This is a genomic window from Pseudomonas rossensis, assembly GCF_039888995.1.
GTDB lineage: Bacteria > Pseudomonadota > Gammaproteobacteria > Pseudomonadales > Pseudomonadaceae > Aquipseudomonas > Aquipseudomonas rossensis.
In genome coordinates, this window is record NZ_JBBWCB010000024.1 from 38,230 (window position 1) to 55,812 (window position 17,583).

At 58.9% G+C, this 17,583-nt stretch carries 19 protein-coding genes and 1 other RNA gene; 15 read left to right on the forward strand and 5 right to left on the reverse strand.

Features of this window, described 5'->3' with window-relative positions:
- Positions 1 to 95: 95 nt before the first annotated feature.
- Positions 96 to 1,136, reverse strand: coding sequence for an NADP(H)-dependent aldo-keto reductase (locus WLY71_RS09350; protein WP_347803344.1), 1,041 nt, complete (start codon positions 1,134 to 1,136; stop codon positions 96 to 98).
- Between the two features lie 245 nt (positions 1,137 to 1,381).
- Between WLY71_RS09350 and rplM the strand changes: the two genes are divergently transcribed.
- From rplM to WLY71_RS09385, 7 genes are all read left to right on the forward strand, one after another.
- A complete protein-coding gene (gene rplM, locus WLY71_RS09355) occupies positions 1,382 to 1,810 on the forward strand; it encodes a 50S ribosomal protein L13 (protein WP_007905295.1) in 429 nt (142 codons plus the stop codon).
- 14 nt (positions 1,811 to 1,824) lie between these two features.
- The gene (gene rpsI / locus WLY71_RS09360; protein ID WP_003216038.1) at positions 1,825 to 2,217 is read left to right on the forward strand and encodes a 30S ribosomal protein S9; all 393 of its coding nucleotides are present in this window, start codon (positions 1,825 to 1,827) and stop codon (positions 2,215 to 2,217) included.
- A 267-nt stretch (positions 2,218 to 2,484) separates the two neighbouring features.
- Positions 2,485 to 3,078 carry a ubiquinol-cytochrome c reductase iron-sulfur subunit gene (gene petA, locus WLY71_RS09365; protein WP_008060255.1) on the forward strand — a complete coding sequence of 198 codons (594 nt, stop codon included), beginning with the start codon at positions 2,485 to 2,487 and terminating at the stop codon, positions 3,076 to 3,078.
- A complete protein-coding gene (locus WLY71_RS09370; RefSeq protein ID WP_347803345.1) occupies positions 3,078 to 4,289 on the forward strand; it encodes a cytochrome b in 1,212 nt (403 codons plus the stop codon). Before petA ends, WLY71_RS09370 begins: the two co-directional genes overlap by 1 nt.
- Positions 4,289 to 5,071 carry a cytochrome c1 gene (locus WLY71_RS09375; RefSeq protein ID WP_347803346.1) on the forward strand — a complete coding sequence of 261 codons (783 nt, stop codon included), beginning with the start codon at positions 4,289 to 4,291 and terminating at the stop codon, positions 5,069 to 5,071. Before WLY71_RS09370 ends, WLY71_RS09375 begins: the two co-directional genes overlap by 1 nt.
- Before the next feature lie 148 nt (positions 5,072 to 5,219).
- A complete protein-coding gene (locus WLY71_RS09380; protein WP_008155978.1) occupies positions 5,220 to 5,837 on the forward strand; it encodes a glutathione S-transferase N-terminal domain-containing protein in 618 nt (205 codons plus the stop codon).
- Between the two features lie 16 nt (positions 5,838 to 5,853).
- Positions 5,854 to 6,267, forward strand: coding sequence for a ClpXP protease specificity-enhancing factor (locus WLY71_RS09385; RefSeq protein ID WP_008155980.1), 414 nt, complete (start codon positions 5,854 to 5,856; stop codon positions 6,265 to 6,267).
- 106 nt (positions 6,268 to 6,373) lie between these two features.
- Here the strand turns inward: WLY71_RS09385 and WLY71_RS09390 are convergent, their stop codons facing one another.
- The 4 genes from WLY71_RS09390 to WLY71_RS09405 all read right to left on the reverse strand — a co-directional run bounded on the left by WLY71_RS09390 (position 6,374) and on the right by WLY71_RS09405 (position 9,820).
- A complete protein-coding gene (locus WLY71_RS09390) occupies positions 6,374 to 6,952 on the reverse strand; it encodes a BON domain-containing protein (protein ID WP_008147477.1) in 579 nt (192 codons plus the stop codon).
- Positions 6,949 to 7,542 carry a phosphoheptose isomerase gene (locus WLY71_RS09395; RefSeq protein WP_008025961.1) on the reverse strand — a complete coding sequence of 198 codons (594 nt, stop codon included), beginning with the start codon at positions 7,540 to 7,542 and terminating at the stop codon, positions 6,949 to 6,951. The genes WLY71_RS09390 and WLY71_RS09395 overlap by 4 nt, the downstream gene beginning before the upstream one ends.
- A 104-nt stretch (positions 7,543 to 7,646) precedes the next feature.
- A complete protein-coding gene (locus WLY71_RS09400; protein ID WP_347803350.1) occupies positions 7,647 to 8,009 on the reverse strand; it encodes a YraN family protein in 363 nt (120 codons plus the stop codon).
- Entirely contained in the window at positions 8,009 to 9,820 is a 1,812-nt protein-coding gene (locus WLY71_RS09405) for a penicillin-binding protein activator (RefSeq protein ID WP_347803347.1), read from the reverse strand. The genes WLY71_RS09400 and WLY71_RS09405 overlap by 1 nt, the downstream gene beginning before the upstream one ends.
- Before the next feature lie 177 nt (positions 9,821 to 9,997).
- Here WLY71_RS09405 and rsmI point away from each other — a divergent pair, with 177 nt between their 5' ends.
- From rsmI to WLY71_RS09445, 8 genes are all read left to right on the forward strand, one after another.
- A complete protein-coding gene (gene rsmI / locus WLY71_RS09410; protein WP_161990822.1) occupies positions 9,998 to 10,903 on the forward strand; it encodes a 16S rRNA (cytidine(1402)-2'-O)-methyltransferase in 906 nt (301 codons plus the stop codon).
- 75 nt (positions 10,904 to 10,978) lie between these two features.
- An RNA gene (gene rnpB, locus WLY71_RS09415) (RNase P RNA component class A) lies at positions 10,979 to 11,332 on the forward strand.
- A gap of 357 nt (positions 11,333 to 11,689) precedes the next feature.
- Positions 11,690 to 12,145, forward strand: a complete 456-nt coding sequence (mraZ, locus tag WLY71_RS09420) for a division/cell wall cluster transcriptional repressor MraZ (RefSeq protein WP_008147486.1) — start codon at positions 11,690 to 11,692, stop codon at positions 12,143 to 12,145.
- Complete coding sequence (gene rsmH, locus WLY71_RS09425) at positions 12,142 to 13,089, forward strand: 16S rRNA (cytosine(1402)-N(4))-methyltransferase RsmH (RefSeq protein WP_046048256.1); 948 nt, start codon at positions 12,142 to 12,144, stop codon at positions 13,087 to 13,089. Before mraZ ends, rsmH begins: the two co-directional genes overlap by 4 nt.
- A complete protein-coding gene (ftsL, locus tag WLY71_RS09430) occupies positions 13,086 to 13,379 on the forward strand; it encodes a cell division protein FtsL (RefSeq protein ID WP_033053422.1) in 294 nt (97 codons plus the stop codon). The genes rsmH and ftsL overlap by 4 nt, the downstream gene beginning before the upstream one ends.
- The gene (locus WLY71_RS09435; RefSeq protein WP_347803351.1) at positions 13,379 to 15,118 is read left to right on the forward strand and encodes a peptidoglycan D,D-transpeptidase FtsI family protein; all 1,740 of its coding nucleotides are present in this window, start codon (positions 13,379 to 13,381) and stop codon (positions 15,116 to 15,118) included. The genes ftsL and WLY71_RS09435 overlap by 1 nt, the downstream gene beginning before the upstream one ends.
- On the forward strand, positions 15,118 to 16,581 hold the full coding sequence (locus WLY71_RS09440) for a UDP-N-acetylmuramoyl-L-alanyl-D-glutamate--2,6-diaminopimelate ligase (RefSeq protein WP_347803348.1): 1,464 nt from the start codon (positions 15,118 to 15,120) through the stop codon (positions 16,579 to 16,581). The genes WLY71_RS09435 and WLY71_RS09440 overlap by 1 nt, the downstream gene beginning before the upstream one ends.
- Positions 16,574 to 17,583: UDP-N-acetylmuramoyl-tripeptide--D-alanyl-D-alanine ligase (locus WLY71_RS09445; protein WP_347803349.1), on the forward strand; the 1,010-nt coding region annotated here is incomplete at its 3' end. The genes WLY71_RS09440 and WLY71_RS09445, both read left to right, overlap by 8 nt.

Below are 17,583 nucleotides of genomic sequence, written 5' to 3' on the forward strand. Positions count from 1 at the left end.
GATCGTTAGACCGCCTTCGCGAGCAGGCTCGCTCCCACAGGTATTGCGCAAAACCTGTGGGAGCGAGCTTGCTCGCGATGGGGTCTATGAATCAATCAAGGTGCTGGGTTCGGGTGATCCTTGTGAATCGCCTCGATCCCCTCCAGTACTTCATCCGACAGTTTCAGCTCGAAGCTCGCTAAATTGCTTTCAAGCTGCTCCATCGTCGTCGCGCCAATGATGTTGCTGGTCACAAATGGCTGCTGGGTTACAAACGCCAACGCCATTTGCGCCGGGTCCAGGCCGTGTTCACGCGCCAGTGCGACATAACGGCTGCACGCTGCTTCCGACTGCGGGTTGAAATAGCGGCTGAAGCGGCTGTAGAGGCTCAGGCGGCCTTTAGGCGGACGCGCGCCACCTTCGTACTTGCCCGACAGGAAACCGAACGCCAGCGGCGAATAGGCGAGCAAGCCGCACTGTTCGCGGATAGCGATTTCCGCCAGACCGACTTCGAAGCTGCGGTTGAGCAGGTTGTACGGGTTCTGGATCGACACGGCGCGCGGCCAGCCACGGGCTTCGGCCAGGGCGAGGAAGCGCATGGTGCCCCATGGCGTTTCATTGGACAGGCCGATGTGGCGGATCTTGCCGGCCTTGACCTGCTCGTCCAGCGCTTCGAGGGTGTCCTCCAGCGGCGTGAGGTTGGCTTCGGTCTGGTGTTTGTAACCGAGCTGGCCGAAGAAGTTGGTGCTGCGTTCCGGCCAATGCAACTGGTAGAGGTCGATGTAGTCGGTCTGCAAGCGCTTGAGGCTGGCGTCCACGGCTTCGGTGATGTGCTGGCGGTTGTGCCGCAGGTTTTTGTCGCGGATGTAGTCGATGGTGTTGCCGGGGCCGGCGATCTTGCTGGCCAGGATCCAGTCGGCGCGATCACCGCGGCTTTTGAAGTAATTGCCGATGTAGCGCTCGGTGGTGGCGTAGGTTTCGGCCTTGGGCGGCACCGGGTACATCTCGGCAGTATCGATGAAATTGATCCCGGCTCTTTTGGCCCGTTCAATCTGGGCGAAGGCTTCAGCCTTGCTGTTTTGCTCGCCCCAGGTCATGGTTCCGAGGCAGATGGCGCTCACGTTCAGATTGGTTCGGCCTAGCTGGCGATAGTCCATCGGGTGCTCCTTGGGCAAAACAATCATAAAAGCAGGTTGAATTATTTTTCGCAATCTGCATAATTGCGCACCTCTTTCTGCAGTGGAAGTGATGCGCCGCCGCCGAAGAATCTTGCCGTTGAACGGACGCGCCGACCCGAGCCCCCGAAAGCGTCTGTATCCGGCTGCCTTTGACTTGTCAAAGTACGCACTATTCAGTAAGATCCGCCGTCTAATTTACAGGGCGGCCCCTGAGGCTATAAAGAATGAAAACTTTTACTGCTAAACCGGAAACAGTACAGCGCGACTGGTTTGTCGTCGACGCTGCAGGTCAGACCCTGGGTCGTCTGGCCACCGAAATCGCGAGCCGTCTGCGTGGCAAGCATAAAGCTGAGTACACTCCTCACGTTGACACCGGCGATTACATCGTCGTTATCAATGCCGAGCAGATTCGTGTAACCGGTGCTAAAACCACCGACAAAATCTACTACTCCCACTCCGGTTTCCCGGGCGGCATCAAGTCGATCAACTTCGAAAAGCTGATTGCTAAAGCCCCTGAGCGCGTGATCGAGACCGCGGTCAAAGGCATGCTGCCTAAGAACCCGCTGGGTCGCGACATGTATCGTAAGCTGAAAGTCTATGCGGGCGCTGTACACCCTCATACTGCTCAGCAGCCCCAAGAACTGAAGTTTTAACGGAATAGTTCATTATGTCGGCGACTCAAAATTACGGCACTGGCCGTCGCAAGACCGCAACCGCACGCGTTTTCCTGCGTCCGGGTACTGGTAACATCTCCATCAACAACCGCACCCTGGAAAATTTCTTCGGCCGCGAAACTGCCCGCATGGTAGTTCGTCAGCCGCTGGAACTGACTGAGACTGTCGAGAAATTCGACATCTACGTCACCGTGATCGGTGGTGGTGTAAGTGGTCAAGCTGGCGCAATCCGCCACGGTATCACTCGCGCACTGATGCAGTACGACGAAACCCTGCGTGGCGCTCTGCGCAAAGCTGGCTTCGTTACTCGCGATGCACGTGAAGTTGAACGTAAGAAAGTTGGTCTGCGTAAAGCGCGTAAGCGTCCGCAGTACTCGAAGCGTTAATTCGCTTTTACGTTCAAAAAGAACGCCCAGTTTCCTCGCGAAGCTGGGCGTTTTTTTATGGGCGCGACTTATCAAAGAATTGCTCTGTGACAACTTGCCACAGCCGTAGAAGCCCTATACTGCAAGGCTTGGCAGTGGAGCCCCTCGGTAATTACCTTGTCAGAATTGGGGCTTTTCATTACCATTCGGCAAAATTTTTATAAGTTCAGATTTTTACTTAGTAGACGCCTGATTTAACAGGCCACAAAGCTGATGGGAGAGGACTGAATGAGCAATGACGGCGTGAATGCAGGCCGGCGTCGCTTCTTGGTAGCAGCCACATCCGTGGTGGGTGCTGCAGGAGCGGTGGGGGCTGCGGTCCCGTTCGTGGGGTCATGGTTTCCCAGTGCCAAGGCGAAAGCCGCAGGTGCACCGGTGAAGGTGAATGTCAGCAAAATCGAGCCAGGCCAGCAGATGATTGCTGAGTGGCGCGGTCAGCCGGTGTTCATTGTCCGCCGTACCGAGGAAATCCTGGGGAATCTGAAAAAGATCGAGGGCCAGCTGTCTGACCCGACCTCCAAGAACTCGACACAACCGACCTATGTCGACCCGGAAACGCGTTCGATCAAGCCAGAGGTTCTGCTGCTGATCGGTATCTGCACGCACCTGGGTTGCTCGCCGACCTTCCGTCCAGAAGTGGCACCTGCGGATCTGGGCAAGGACTGGGTAGGTGGTTATTTCTGCCCTTGCCACGGTTCCCACTACGATCTGGCTGGCCGCGTCTACAAGTCGCAACCTGCGCCTTTGAACCTGCCAGTTCCCCCGCATTCCTATGAGACCGATGACATCATTGTCGTTGGCGTCGATACGGAGAAAGCGTGATGAGCAAGTTCATGGATTGGGTTGATGCGCGCTTTCCCGCGACCAAAATGTGGGAAGACCATCTCAGCAAGTACTACGCCCCGAAGAACTTCAACTTCTTCTATTTCTTTGGCTCCCTCGCGCTGCTCGTTCTGGTCAACCAGATCGTTACCGGTGTCTGGCTGACCATGAGCTACACCCCGTCGGCGGAAGAGGCGTTTGCTTCCGTCGAATACATCATGCGCGACGTCGAGTACGGCTCGATCCTGCGTCTGCTGCACTCCACCGGCGCCTCGGCGTTCTTCGTCGTGGTCTATCTGCACATGTTCCGTGGCTTGCTCTACGGTTCGTACCAGAAGCCGCGTGAGCTGGTGTGGGTCTTCGGCATGCTGATCTATCTGGCGCTGATGGCTGAAGCCTTCATGGGTTACCTGCTGCCGTGGGGTCAGATGTCCTACTGGGGTGCCCAGGTGATCATCTCGCTGTTCGGTGCGATCCCGGTCATCGGCGACGACCTGACCCAGTGGATCCGTGGTGACTACCTGATTTCCGGTATCACCCTGAACCGCTTCTTCGCCCTGCACGTTGTTGCCTTGCCGATTGTGATCCTCGGTCTGGTGGTGCTGCACGTTCTGGCGCTGCACGAAGTCGGTTCGAACAACCCGGACGGCGTGGACATCAAGAAATTCAAAGACGAAAACGGTGTACCCCTGGACGGCATTGCCTTCCACCCGTACTACACCGTGAAAGATATCGTCGGCGTGGTGGTGTTCCTGTTCATCTTCTGCTCGATCGTGTTCTTCTTCCCGGAAATGGGTGGTTACTTCCTCGAGAAGCCGAACTTTGAAGTGGCGAACGCCTTCAAGACGCCAGAGCACATCGCTCCGGTCTGGTACTTCACACCGTTCTACGCGATTCTGCGGGCGATTCCGGACAAGCTCCTGGGCGTTATCGCCATGGGCGCGGCCATCGCTGTGCTGTTCGTCCTGCCATGGCTGGACCGCAGCCCCGTCAAGTCGATGCGCTACAAAGGCTGGATGAGCAAAATCTGGCTCTGGGTGTTCTGCATTTCGTTCGTGATCCTGGGCGTGCTGGGCGTATTGGCCCCAACCCCTGGTCGGACATTGCTGTCGCAGGTATGTACTTTTCTGTACTTCGCCTACTTCATTCTGATGCCGTTCTACACCAGGCTCGAGAAGACCAAACCGGTTCCGGAAAGGGTGACTGGCTGATGAAAAAGCTATTTGCTGTACTGATTCTTGCGGCGATGCCTGTGTTCTCGTTCGCCTCGACAGCTGGCGCTCCCGAGTTGGAAAAGGTCGATATCGACGTATCCGACAAAGCGGCCATGCAGGACGGCGCGCGTACGTTCGCCAACTACTGCATGGGCTGCCACAGCGCCAAGTTCCAGCGCTATGAGCGTGTCGCCGATGATCTGGGTATTCCCCATGATCTGATGCTCGGCAATCTGGTGTTCACCGGCGCCAAGATCGGCGACCACATGAGCATCGGCATGCAGCCGGCTGACGCCAAGGCCTGGTTCGGTGCGGCGCCGCCCGACCTGACCCTGGTCGCCCGCGTTCGTGGCACTGACTGGCTCTACGGTTACCTGAAATCTTTCTACGAAGACCCATCGCGTCCTTGGGGCGTGAACAACAAGGTGTTCCCGAACGTCGGGATGCCTAACGTTCTGGTCGGCCTGCAGGGGCGTCAGGTGGTAGGCTGTAAACAAGTTCAAATCGTCGAAGACGGCAAGAAGCAATACGATCCGCTGACCGGCACGGCTTTGACTCATGAAGCCTGCGACCAGCTGACCATACTGCCGAAAACCGGCACGCTGAACGAAGAGCAGTTCGACGAGAAGGTCAAGAATCTGGTGACCTTCCTGGCCTACTCGGCCAACCCGGTGAAGCTGCAGCATCAGCGCATCGGTACCTATGTGTTGCTGTACCTGGCGTTCTTCTTCGTATTCGCATACTTGCTCAAGCGTGAATACTGGAAAGACGTCCATTGATATTTCTGTAAAATTGCTGTCAATCGCGCGCGCCCAAGGGCGTCTCTGAAGGTGTAACGAGCCTGGTGATCCAGGCGTTACGGGAGGCGCCCTCTGGGCGCGCGCGTTTTTCCGTTTCCGATAATTTCAACAAGCGAGGAGGACCGCCATGGGCGTGACCAATCGGTTGGCCTGTTACTCCGACCCCGCCGACCACTATTCCCACCGAGTGCGTATCGTACTTGCAGAGAAGGGTGTCAGCGCCGAGATCATTTACGTGGAAGCTGGTCGCCAGCCGCCTAAACTGATTGAAGTGAACCCTTACGGCAGCTTGCCCACCCTGGTCGATCGTGACCTGGCGTTGTGGGAGTCGACCGTGGTGATGGAATATCTGGATGAGCGTTACCCGCACCCGCCTTTACTGCCGGTTTATCCAGTGGCGCGTGCCAACAGCCGTCTGCTGATTCATCGTATTCAGCGTGACTGGTGTGGTCTGGTGGATCTGATCCTGGATTCCCGGTCCAAGGAAGCAGCCCGTGTCGTGGCTCGTAAAGAGCTGCGCGAAAGCCTGACCGGCGTGTCGCCGTTGTTCGCCGACAAGCCGTTTTTCCTCAGTGAGGAACAAAGCCTGGTGGATTGCTGCCTATTGCCAATACTCTGGCGATTGCCGATTCTGGGTATAGAACTGCCGCGGCCTGCCAAGCCGCTGCTTGATTACATGGAGCGCTCGTTTGCGCGTGAGGCTTTCCAGGCGAGTCTGTCTGGTGTCGAACGCGATATGCGCTAAGGCTTAAGGAGCCGCTATGAACTCCAGTCGACCTTATCTGGTCCGCGCGCTCTACGAGTGGATTGTGGACAACGATTGCACCCCGCACATGCTGGTCAATTCCGAGTATCCGTCGGTGCAGGTGCCTCAGGGTTTTGCCAGTGACGGACAGATTGTCCTGAACGTATCGCCGGCAGCCGTGCGTCATCTGCACATGGACAACGAGGCGGTTAGCTTCGAAGGGCGCTTCGGTGGCGTGCCGCACACCCTGTATGTGCCTATCGCATCGATCCTGGGCATTTACGCCCGGGAGAACGGTCAGGGCATGGTGTTCGATCTGGAATCGCCTATGGAAGACGAGGAAGAGATCGAGCCGGATGACGACATTCCGCCACCCGACAGCGAGCCGCCGCGTCCCAGCGGTCGACCCAGTTTGAAGGTGGTGAAGTAATAAAAAAGGCGATCCGGATGGATCGCCTTTTTTGTGCCCTGTGGGAGCGAGCTTGCTCGCAATGGCGGCCTCAAGAACACCATCGCCAGCCGTGCTCCTGCTGGTATCAATCGATGTATTCGAACAACTTCACGATCTTCTGCACCCCGGAAACGCCTTGCACCAGGTTGGTGGCTTGGGCAGCTTCCTGCTTGGTCAGCAGGCCCAGCAGGTAGACGATGCCGTTCTCGGTGACAACCTTGATGCGCGAGCCCGGAATGTTCGGATCGGTGAGCATCTGGGTCTTGATCTTGGAGGTCAGCCAAGTGTCGTTCTGGCGGGCAAGGAAGCCGGAAGGTGGCAGGACTTGCAGTTCGTTGTGGACTGTCTTCACCCGCTGAACAGCCGCAGCGGCCTGTTCGGCCTTGGCCTTGAGGTCGGCACGCGGGGTTTGCCCGGCGAGCAGCACGACGCCATTGAAGCTGGTGACGACGATGTGCGAGTCGTTATCCAGGGCTGGATCGGCCTTGGCAATGTTCACGCCGACCTTGGTGTCGATCAGAGAGTCGTCGATCTTGCTGCCGAAGGTGCGGGTTCCGCGGTCATCTTCAATCGGTGCTTCACGGCTGGCGTTAACCACCGAGGTGCAGCCGCTGATGCCGAGGCACAGGGTCAAGGCCAGAAGGCCTAGGCGATTAGGGGTCATTCTTCACTCCCGAACAGTTGGCTGTCGATCAAATCGCAAAGGCAATGGATCGCCAGCAGGTGGACTTCCTGAATACGTGCGGTGACGTTGGCCGGTACGCGAATCTCGACGTCCTCGGGCAATAGCAGCGACGCCATGCCGCCGCCATCACGACCGGTCAATGCTACGACAATCATTTCGCGATCATGTGCGGCCTGGATCGCTTGAATAATGTTTGCCGAGTTGCCGCTGGTGGAAATCGCCAGCAACACATCACCCGGCTGGCCGAGGGCGCGGATCTGTTTGGAGAAGATTTCGTTGTAGCTGTAGTCGTTGGCGATCGAGGTGATCGTCGAGCTGTCGGTGGTCAGCGCAATCGCTGGCAGGCTCGGGCGCTCGCGCTCGAAACGGTTGAGCAGCTCGGATGAGAAGTGCTGGGCATCACCGGCAGAGCCGCCGTTGCCGCAGGACAGCATTTTACCTTCGTTGAGCAGGGCGTTGACCATCACCTGGCTGGCTTGCTCGATGTGCGGTGCAAGTACGTCCATCGCCATTTGCTTGGTATCGATACTGGCCTGAAAAAGCTGGCGAATTCGGGATTGCATGTCCATCTGTGTGACCTTAATTAGCGCGGCTACTCGGCACATGAATGTGCAGCCCGCAAAGCAAAGAGCAAAAGTGTTGGGTGAAAGTGTCCGGTTCGGGGCGCACGCGATCAGCTGTCGAAGGCATTCTGCAACCAGTTCAACTGATCGAGGTTGCTGTCGATGGCAACCACGTCGAAACGGCAAGGGGAATTGGCCCAACGCGACTCGCGCTGAAGAAAATACTGCGCGGCAACTATCAGTTTCTGCCGTTTGCGCTCATCGATGCTACCGAGCGCGCCACCCCATTGAGTGTTTTTTCTGTAGCGGACTTCAACGAATACTACTGTATCGCCATCAAGCATGACCAGATCAAGCTCGCCGCGTTTACACAACCAGTTCTGCGCCAGCAGGCGCAGACCTTGTTTTTGAAGATGCTCGAGCGCATGGCGCTCGGCATCTTTACCGCTTTGCTGGCGTGACCTGTCGGGCATCAGCGTGGGGTGTCCGGCAGGCGTTGAACCTGGCCGCTGACGAACTGTGCCCACGGCAATTGGCGGACCACACGTTGGTTCTGAGTCATGCCCAGGCTGCCCGATTGACCTTCGATGCGGCTGTCCGGCAGAGCCTTGAGTTGCCCCAGGCGTGGTGCCAGTCGATAGGCATCGACACCCATTGCGTACAGACGGCCCAGGCTGCCAGCAGCTTGCGGCCACTGAGCGGTCACTTGTTTGCGCAGTGGATCGTTGGCCTCCAGCAACCATGGGGTTTCGCAGAAGCGAATGCCGTTCATGTCGTTGTACTGGTTCACATCGCCGCTGGCGCTGAACACGTGGGAGGTGGCATAAACCGGCACGTCGCCGGCGTACTGGAAGTTCAGGGTCGGCTTGATCTGCTGGGCTTGTTGAGGTGTTGCGGCCAGGAAGATGAACTCGATGTCCTGGCGACGCGAAGGCTGGGCGGCTACCTGCCCGCCAACGGTGCTTTGCAGGCTCTTGGCGCGACCTTCGCTCTGACGCAGCTGGAACATGTCGGCAATCTGTTGTGCCAGTTGAACTGGTTGGTCGACGCGCTCGGTGGCGACGATGCTGCCACCGTTAGCCTGCCAATCCTGGCTGAATGCTCTCAAGACGCGATCGCCCCATTCGCCTTTCGGCACCATGATGGCTGCGCGATGCAGGCCATCGGCGCGAGCACGGCGGGACACTTCACGGGCTTCGTCTTCAGCCGCAAGACCGAACTGAAACAGCTGGGCCGGACCTTGTGCGCCTTCGCTGTAATTCAGCGCCAGGGTGGTGATCGGCAGTTGCGGGCGAGCGCTGAGCTGTTTGACCAGCGGTTTCTCCAGCGGGCCGACGACCAGTTGCACGCCGTCGGCCTGAGCCTTGCGATAGAACTCGTCGAGGGACGTCAGGCGCGAGCTGTCATAGAACTCGATGGCTGGCGGCTTCTGCCCGGCTTGTTGGGCCTGGTAGTGAGCAGCCATGAAACCTTCGCGCAGTGCTTTGCCGACCGACGCCAGCGGGCCGTCTTGAGGCAGCAGCAGGGCGATTTTGCTCAGGGGCTGGCTGGCCAGTTCCTTGAGCTTGGTCAGTGGCAGCGGCAATTGAATGGCGGCCGGGTGCTTTGGATTCTGTGCGCGCCAGTTGTCAATCGCTGCTTGCTGCTGTTCCAGGGTGCCGGCAGTTTTCACCGCCAGCGCCAGGCCCATCCAGCCGCCGAGGTCGTCGGTGGCGGTTGGCTGCAACTGGTCGGTCGGCAGCGAGGCGATCAGGGTCCAGATCGCTTCGTGGTTTTTGCTGGCGGCTTCACCTTCAAGCATTGGCGCGATGAAGATGCGCTCCCGTGCGGCGGCCAGCGTCTGGCCATCGGCTTCAAGGGCGCGGGCATGAACAGTGCCGGTGCGAACCTGTTGCTCAACCGGCAGTTCGCTCAGGCGTTGCAGGCTCGGATGACTCAAAGCTGTCAGCGCCGCTTTGGGCTGATTGCGAACCATGGCCAGTTCCGCCGCCAGGGTACTGGCGAAAACCTGTTGGCCAGGCTTGAGGGTTTCGACGGGGACTTGTTGCAGGATTTGCGCGGACTGGCCGGCATTCCCCTGACGATAGGCCAGGTCTGCCGCGCTCAGGCGCAACAGGGAGGCTTTTTCCGGGTCTTTGCTTTGGGCGGCCTGTGCGAGCAATTGCTCGATACTGGCATCCGGGGTCCGTGGAAGTTCGCCAAGGCTGGAGGAGGGCGAGCTGGCGCAAGCCGCCAGCAAGGCAGCGAGGCAGAGGGCAGTGAGCAGCCGCAGGCAAGCGATCATGTAAGTGTTCCTGATACTCGATCAAATTAGCGTGGAATTGTACCCAAGCACTGGCCGGGGCGCGATGTTACTGGTGTGAATCGATCAATTTAGCTCGTGCAAATGTTGCGGCACTGCACAAAAGGGCGCAAAACCGAGGGTTGCTTGCGCGTATCGCGAACGTCACGACGCGCTACAATGGCGGCTTTTACCGATCATGAGGTGTGCGCTTTGACTGCTCCAGGTGCTTTGAATTCCGCTGCTGGCTCGCTTTATGTGGTGGCGACGCCCATCGGCAACCTGGACGACATCAGTGCGCGTGCGCTGAAAATCCTGCGCGAGGTCGCCCTGATCGCCGCCGAAGATACCCGTCACTCACAGCGATTGATGCAGCATTTCGGCATTCCTACACCGCTGGCGGCCTGTCATGAACACAATGAGCGGGATGAAGGTAGCCGCTTTATCACCCGCTTGCTCGCCGGCGACGATGTGGCGCTGATTTCAGATGCCGGTACGCCGTTGATTTCCGATCCTGGTTATCACCTCGTGCGTCAGGCGCGTGCTGCGGGTATCAATGTGGTGCCGGTTCCGGGCGCCTGCGCGTTGATCGCAGCGTTGTCGGCGGCGGGGTTGCCGTCGGACCGTTTCATCTTCGAAGGCTTCCTGCCGGCCAAGGCTGTCGGTCGGCGCGCCCGTCTTGAGTTGGTAAAGGAAGAGCCGCGCACGCTGATTTTTTATGAAGCCCCACACCGGATCCTTGAGTGCCTTCAAGACATGGAGTTGGTGTTTGGTGGTGAGCGTCCGGCGTTGCTGGCGCGCGAGCTGACCAAGACTTTCGAAACCCTTAAAGGCTTGCCGCTGGCTGAGTTGCGCGAGTTCGTCGAGTCAGACAGCAATCAGCAGCGCGGTGAGTGCGTGGTGTTGGTGGCGGGTTGGTCTGCCCCCGAGACCGAGGACGCCGTCAGCAGTGAAGCAATGCGCATTCTGAATCTGTTGCTTGAAGAAATGCCGCTCAAGCGAGCCGCGGCGTTGGCGGCGCAAATTACCGGCGAGCGCAAGAATGTGCTGTATCAGGTCGCGCTGGATAAACAGAAGGGTGAGTAAAAACCGACGTGCAGGCGTAGCCCAAGGCGTTTAGCGCTTGTCCTTCGGCCGCTCTGCCGTTAATCTTCGCGGCGGAGAGTCGATCGGACAGTCGCTGCCCTCTATGAAAATTAGGGGGGGGAGGAAAGTCCGGGCTCCATAGGGCGAAGTGCCAGGTAATGCCTGGGAGGCGTGAGCCTACGGAAAGTGCCACAGAAAATAACCGCCTAAGCGCTTCGGCGCCGGTAAGGGTGAAAAGGTGCGGTAAGAGCGCACCGCACGTCTGGCAACAGTTCGTGGCTAGGTAAACCCCACTTGGAGCAAGACCAAATAGGGTCCCAAGGCGTGGCCCGCGCTGGGACCGGGTAGGTTGCTAAAGATGTCCAGTGATGGCCATCGTAGACGAATGACTGTTCAAGACAGAACCCGGCTTACAGATCGACTCTCCACCTTTTTCCCCCTCCCTGCTTTAATCATTGAGCAGGGCGCCTGTAGTAGCAATTTCCCTCCTTACAGAATCAACAGCAGAAGCACTTTCCTAATACCGAAAAAATCTTACTCTTAACAAATTACTTTAACTTTCGAACGCAGCCTTCAGTGCTGATTCAAGTTATTGAGCAGGATGACACGTCAGATTCTCGCTACCCCTCCTTTTACGCTCCTAAATCTCAGTTCTGTAAGGGTTTTCCTTTAATCCGCGCCTTGACGGTGCGGTGGCCGCATTCCTATAGTGTGCGCAAGTGGCGGAAAGTGGCATGAAGTGGGTTTTTTTGAGCTCAAAACGCTAATATTTGGAGAAGCGCTGACGTGTTTCGCGGAGCTAACGCTATCAGTCTCGACGCAAAGGGCCGTCTCGCTATGCCGAGCCGGTACCGTGACGAGCTCGTTTCGCGTAGTTCCGGTCAGTTAATCGTCACAATTGATGCCGTTGATCCGTGTTTGTGTGTTTACCCCCTCGATGAGTGGGAAATTATTGAAACCAAACTGCGCGCACTGCCTTCGCTTCGCGAAGAGAACCGCCGCCTGCAACGTTTACTGATTGGTAATGCCGTCGACCTCGAGCTCGATGGCAGTGGTCGTTTTCTGGTTCCGCCGCGTCTTCGTGAATATGCCAAGTTGGATAAACGCGCGATGTTGGTAGGCCAACTGAACAAGTTCCAATTGTGGGACGAGGATGCCTGGGATGCGGTTTCTGCCGCTGACCTGGCTGCCATTCAACAACCGGGCGCCATGCCTGATGAACTGCGTGATTTGATCCTGTGACTATTGATAGCGGCTTTAACCACATCACCGTACTGCTTGACGAAGCCGTGGAGGCTCTCGCCGTACGTCCTGATGGCTGCTATCTGGACGGTACGTTCGGGCGCGGCGGACACAGCCGGTTGATCCTCAGCCAGCTCGGTCCCGATGGTCGGGTGCTCGGATTCGATAAAGATCCTCAAGCGATTGCCACCGGGCAAACGCTAGCGGCCGAAGACGGCCGCTTTGTCGTTGTGCAGCGCAGCTTTGCCGAGCTCGGTTCGGAAGTCGCCGAACGTGGTCTGGACGGCAAGGTCAGCGGCGTTTTGCTCGACCTCGGCGTGTCCTCGCCGCAGCTCGACGACCCTGAGCGCGGCTTCAGTTTTCTCAATGATGGCCCGCTGGACATGCGCATGGATCCGTCCCGCGGGATCAGCGCTGCCGAATTCGTCAACACCGCCCCCGTGGAAGAAATCGCGCGGGTGTTCAAGCAATACGGCGAAGAACGTTTCTCCGGCCGCATGGCCCGTGCCGTGGCCGAGCGTCGCGACATCAAGCCGTTCGAGCGCACTGCCGATCTGGCTGAAGTCCTGAAAGTCGCCAACCCTGCATGGGAAAAGGGCAAAAACCCGGCGACCCGTGCGTTCCAGGGCTTGCGTATTCACGTCAACAACGAACTGGGTGATCTGGAAGCCGGCCTTGAAGCCGCGCTGGAATGCCTGGAAGTCGGCGGCCGTCTGGTCGTCATCAGCTTCCACTCGCTGGAAGACCGCATCGTCAAACTGTTCATGCGCAAACTGGTGAAAGGCGAAGCCGACAACCTGCCGCGCAACCTGCCGGTACGTCACGTCGCCTTCGAACCAATAATCAAAATCCATGGCAAAGCACAGTCCGCCTCCGAGGCCGAACTAAAAGCCAACCCACGTTCCCGTAGCGCCGTCATGCGCGTCGCGGAGAAGCTGCGGTGAGCAAGCTTTTCGCCAAGCCACTTCCCGGCGGAAGCTTTTTCATGTTTCTGCTGTTTATTGGCGTGCTCGTGTCGGCCATCGGCGTTTCCTACAGCGCCCACTGGAACCGTCAACTGCTGAACTCCCTGTACAACGAGTTGAGCGTGCGCGACAAGGCGCAAGCGGAGTGGGGCCGTTTGATTCTCGAACAGAGCACCTGGACCGCCCACAGCCGTATCGAAGTCCTGGCGACCGAGCAACTGAAGATGCGCATTCCAGGCGCAGCTGAAGTGCAGATGGTGGCGCCATGATGAAACTCGAGGGTGCACTCTTTCCATGGCGGTTCCGCCTGGTGCTGGGTTTGCTCGGCGTCATGGTCGCGGCGATTGCCTGGCGCATTATCGATCTGCAAGTAGTCGACCGTGCCTTTCTTAAAGGTCAGGGCGATGCGCGCAGTGTTCGTCATATTCCTATTCCGGCTCACCGTGGTCTGATCACCGACCGTAACGGCGAGCCTTTGGCCGTGAGTACCCCGGTCACCACCCTTTGGGCCAATGCCAAAGAAATGCAAACGGCCAAAGAGAAGTGGCCTGCACTGGCGGCTGCCTTGGGGCAGGCCCCGAAAGCTCTGGCCGAACGTCTCGAGGCCCAGGCCAACAAAGAATTCATTTATCTGGTGCGCGGGCTGACCCCCGAGCAGGGCCAGTCCGTGCTCGATCTGAAAGTACCGGGCGTTTATGGCATCGAAGAATTCCGGCGTTTCTACCCGGCCGGTGAAGTCACTGCCCATATGGTCGGTTTTACCGACATCGATGACCACGGTCGTGAAGGCGTCGAGCTGGCCTACGACGAATGGCTGGCCGGGGTCCCCGGCAAGCGGCAGGTGATCAAGGATCGGCGTGGCCGACTTATCAAGGATGTTCAGGTCACCAAAAACGCCAAGGCCGGAAAGCCCTTGGCGTTGTCCATTGACCTGCGTCTGCAATACCTGGCCAACCGTGAACTGCGTAACGCGATCATCGAGAACGGCGCCAAGGCCGGCAGCCTGGTGATCATGGACGTGAAGAGCGGCGAGATCCTCGCCATGGTCAACCAGCCGACCTACAACCCGAACAACCGTCGCAACCTGCAACCGGCGATGATGCGCAACCGCGCGATGATCGACGTGTTCGAACCGGGTTCGACCATGAAAGCGATTTCCATGAGCGCCGCGATTGAAACCGGGCGCTGGAAGCCGACCGATACCGTTGAGGTGTACCCGGGCACCTTGCAGATCGGTAAATACACCATCAAGGACGTATCCAAGAGCGAAGGTCCGGTGCTCGACCTGACTGGCATTCTGATCAACTCCAGTAACGTCGGCATGAGTAAGGTCGCCTTCGATATCGGCGGCGAAACGATTTTCCGTCTGGCGCAAAAAGTCGGCCTCGGCCAGGACACCGGCCTGGGCTTCCCGGGCGAGCGCGTCGGCAACCTCCCGAACTACCGCGAATGGCGCAAGGCTGAAACCGCCACGTTGTCGTACGGCTACGGTATCTCGGTGACCGCGATCCAGTTGGTCCACGCCTTCTCGGCCCTGGCCAACAATGGTCGCCTCGCGCCGCTTACCCTGATCAAAACCGACAAGGCGCCGCAAACCACACAGGTATTGCCGGAAGCTGTCGCGAAAACCATGCAAACCATGCTGCAACAAGTGATCGAAGCCCCGCGCGGTGTATTCCGTGCGCAAGTGCCGGCGTATCACGTGGGCGGCAAGTCGGGTACCGCGCGTAAAACGTCGGTCGGCACCAAGGGCTACGCCGAGAATTCCTACCGTTCGCTGTTCGCAGGCTTCGGCCCGATGAGCGATCCGCGTTACGCCATCGTGGTGGTGATCGATGAGCCGACCAAGGCCGGTTACTTCGGTGGTCTGGTCTCGGCGCCGGTGTTCAGCAAAGTGATGTCCGGGACCTTGCGCCTGATGAACATCACCCCGGACAACCTGCCACCTACTCAACAAGCGAACGCAGCACCGGTCGTTCCGCTGAAAGCCAATGGAGGGCGAGGCTGATGTCTCTGAGTCTGAACAAGATATTCGCCCACGCAGGCCGCGATCTGTTGATCCGCGAACTGACCCTGGACAGCCGCAACGTGCGGGCTGGCGATCTGTTTCTCGCCGTTCCTGGCGGCAAGTTCGACGGTCGCGCGCACATTGCCGACGCCCTGCAACGCGGCGCTGCCGCTGTGGCGTATGAAGTCGAAGGCGCGACGGTACTGCCGATTACCGATGTTCCGCTGATTCCAGTCAAAGGCCTGGCGGCGCAGCTGTCGGACATCGCCGGGCGTTTTTACGGTGACCCTAGTCGTCACCTGAACCTGGTCGGCGTGACCGGCACCAACGGCAAAACCAGCGTGACGCAGTTGGTTGCGCAAGCATTGGATTTGCTCGGCCAGCACTGCGGCATCGTCGGCACGTTGGGCACCGGTTTTTACGGCGCGCTCGAAAGCGGCTTGCACACCACGCCGAACCCGATCGCCGTGCAGGCAACCCTCGCCGACCTGAAAAAGGCGGGTGCCAAAGCCGTCGCCATGGAAGTTTCTTCCCACGGTCTGGATCAGGGCCGCGTGACCGCACTGGCGTTCGATGTGGCGGTGATGACCAACCTGTCCCGCGATCACCTGGATTACCACGGCACCATGCAGGCCTATGGTGAAGCCAAGGCCAAGCTGTTTGCCTGGAATGATTTGAAGTGCCGGGTGGTCAACCTCGACGACGATTTCGGCCGGCAATTGGCCGCCGAAAAATGCGAATCGCGCTTGATCACCTACAGCCTGGAAGACTCCAGTGCCTACCTTTATTGCCGTGAAGCGCAGTTCGATGACGAAGGCGTGCGCGCCACGTTGGTCACGCCGCAGGGTGAGCATCATCTGCGCAGCACCTTGCTCGGTCGCTTCAACCTTAGCAACGTGCTGGCCGCGGTCGGCGCCTTGCTGGGTCTGGACTACGCGCTGGACGAAATCCTCAAAGTGTTGCCGAAACTCGAAGGCCCGGCTGGCCGCATGCAGCGCCTTGGCGGTGGCACCCAGCCGCTGGTGGTGGTCGATTACGCCCACACCCCGGATGCACTGGAAAAAGTCTTGATGGCCCTGCGCCCTCATGCCAAAGGCCGTTTGCTGTGCCTGTTCGGTTGCGGTGGTGATCGCGATCGCGGCAAACGCCCGCTCATGGCCGAAGTGGTCGAGCGTCTGGCTGACAGCGTGCTGGTGACCGATGACAACCCGCGCACCGAAGACCCTGCAGTGATCTTCGACGACATCCGCGCCGGTTTTACCGCTGTGGATAAAGTCACCTTCGTCGCTGGCCGTGGCCAGGCGATTGCCCAATTGATCGCCAGCGCTTCGGCGGATGACGTGATTGTCCTGGCCGGTAAAGGTCACGAGGACTATCAGGAAATCAACGGCCAGCGTCACGCGTTCTCCGATCTGGTCGAGGCCGATCACGCCTTGACCGCGTGGGAGGTGGCCCATGTTTAAAGCCCTGAAACTGAGCGAGCTGACCGGCGCGCTGAATGCCCGCTTGGTCACTGCCGATGCCAGCTTCGACGGCGTCAGCATCGACAGCCGCGCGATCAAATCAGGCCAGCTCTTTATTGCCCTGACCGGCCCGCGTTTCGATGGCCATGACTATCTCAATGACGTCGCCGCAAAAGGCGCCGTAGCGGCGTTGGTCGAGCGCGAAGTCGCCGACAGCACACTGCCGCAGTTGCTGGTGAAAGATACTCGTCAGGCGCTGGGGCAACTCGGCGCGTTGAACCGTGCGGCTTACACCCATCCTGTCGCAGCGATTACCGGTTCCAGCGGCAAGACCACGGTCAAGGAAATGCTCGCCAGCATCCTGCGCACGCGCGGTCCGGTGTTGGCGACCCGTGGCAACCTGAACAATGATCTCGGCGTTCCGCTGACCCTGCTCGAGCTCGCGCCGGAACATACCGCAGCGGTGATCGAGCTGGGTGCTTCGCGTCTCGGCGAAATTGCTTACACCGTCGACATGACCAAGCCTCATGTGGCCGTGCTCAACAACGCCGGGACCGCCCACGTCGGCGAGTTCGGCGGACCGGAAAAAATCGTTGAAGCCAAGGGCGAGATTATTGAAGGGCTGGATGCCGATGGCGTCGCCGTTCTCAATCTTGACGACAAGGCGTTCGACATCTGGAAGACCCGCGCTTCCGGTCGCAAAGTGCTGACCTTCGCCCTGAGCAATGTCAGCGCCGATTTCTACGCCAGTGATCTGGATCGCGACGCTCGCGGTTGCCCGGCGTTCAACCTGCACACTCCTGAAGGTATGGAGCGCGTTCAACTGAACCTGCTCGGCACCCATAACGTTGCCAATGCGATGGCCGCCGCCGCCGCCGCCCACGCGCTGGGCGTGTCGCTGTTCGGCATCGCCACCGGTCTCGGCGCGGTGCAGCCGGTCAAGGGCCGCACCGTCGCGCAACTGGCCACCAATGGCATCCGCGTAATCGATGACACATACAA

Bases quoted from the DNA above. Each gene is read 5' to 3' on its own strand.
- WLY71_RS09350 (WP_347803344.1), bottom strand. From the start codon at position 1,136: ATGGACTATCGCCAGCTAGGCCGAACCAATCTGAACGTGAGCGCCATC.
- rplM (WP_007905295.1), top strand. From the start codon at position 1,382: ATGAAAACTTTTACTGCTAAACCGGAAACAGTACAGCGCGACTGGTTT.
- rpsI (WP_003216038.1), top strand. From the start codon at position 1,825: ATGTCGGCGACTCAAAATTACGGCACTGGCCGTCGCAAGACCGCAACC.
- petA (WP_008060255.1), top strand. From the start codon at position 2,485: ATGAGCAATGACGGCGTGAATGCAGGCCGGCGTCGCTTCTTGGTAGCA.
- WLY71_RS09370 (WP_347803345.1), top strand. From the start codon at position 3,078: ATGAGCAAGTTCATGGATTGGGTTGATGCGCGCTTTCCCGCGACCAAA.
- WLY71_RS09375 (WP_347803346.1), top strand. From the start codon at position 4,289: ATGAAAAAGCTATTTGCTGTACTGATTCTTGCGGCGATGCCTGTGTTC.
- WLY71_RS09380 (WP_008155978.1), top strand. From the start codon at position 5,220: ATGGGCGTGACCAATCGGTTGGCCTGTTACTCCGACCCCGCCGACCAC.
- WLY71_RS09385 (WP_008155980.1), top strand. From the start codon at position 5,854: ATGAACTCCAGTCGACCTTATCTGGTCCGCGCGCTCTACGAGTGGATT.
- WLY71_RS09390 (WP_008147477.1), bottom strand. From the start codon at position 6,952: ATGACCCCTAATCGCCTAGGCCTTCTGGCCTTGACCCTGTGCCTCGGC.
- WLY71_RS09395 (WP_008025961.1), bottom strand. From the start codon at position 7,542: ATGGACATGCAATCCCGAATTCGCCAGCTTTTTCAGGCCAGTATCGAT.
- WLY71_RS09400 (WP_347803350.1), bottom strand. From the start codon at position 8,009: ATGCCCGACAGGTCACGCCAGCAAAGCGGTAAAGATGCCGAGCGCCAT.
- WLY71_RS09405 (WP_347803347.1), bottom strand. From the start codon at position 9,820: ATGATCGCTTGCCTGCGGCTGCTCACTGCCCTCTGCCTCGCTGCCTTG.
- rsmI (WP_161990822.1), top strand. From the start codon at position 9,998: ATGGCGGCTTTTACCGATCATGAGGTGTGCGCTTTGACTGCTCCAGGT.
- WLY71_RS09435 (WP_347803351.1), top strand. From the start codon at position 13,379: ATGAAACTCGAGGGTGCACTCTTTCCATGGCGGTTCCGCCTGGTGCTG.
- WLY71_RS09440 (WP_347803348.1), top strand. From the start codon at position 15,118: ATGTCTCTGAGTCTGAACAAGATATTCGCCCACGCAGGCCGCGATCTG.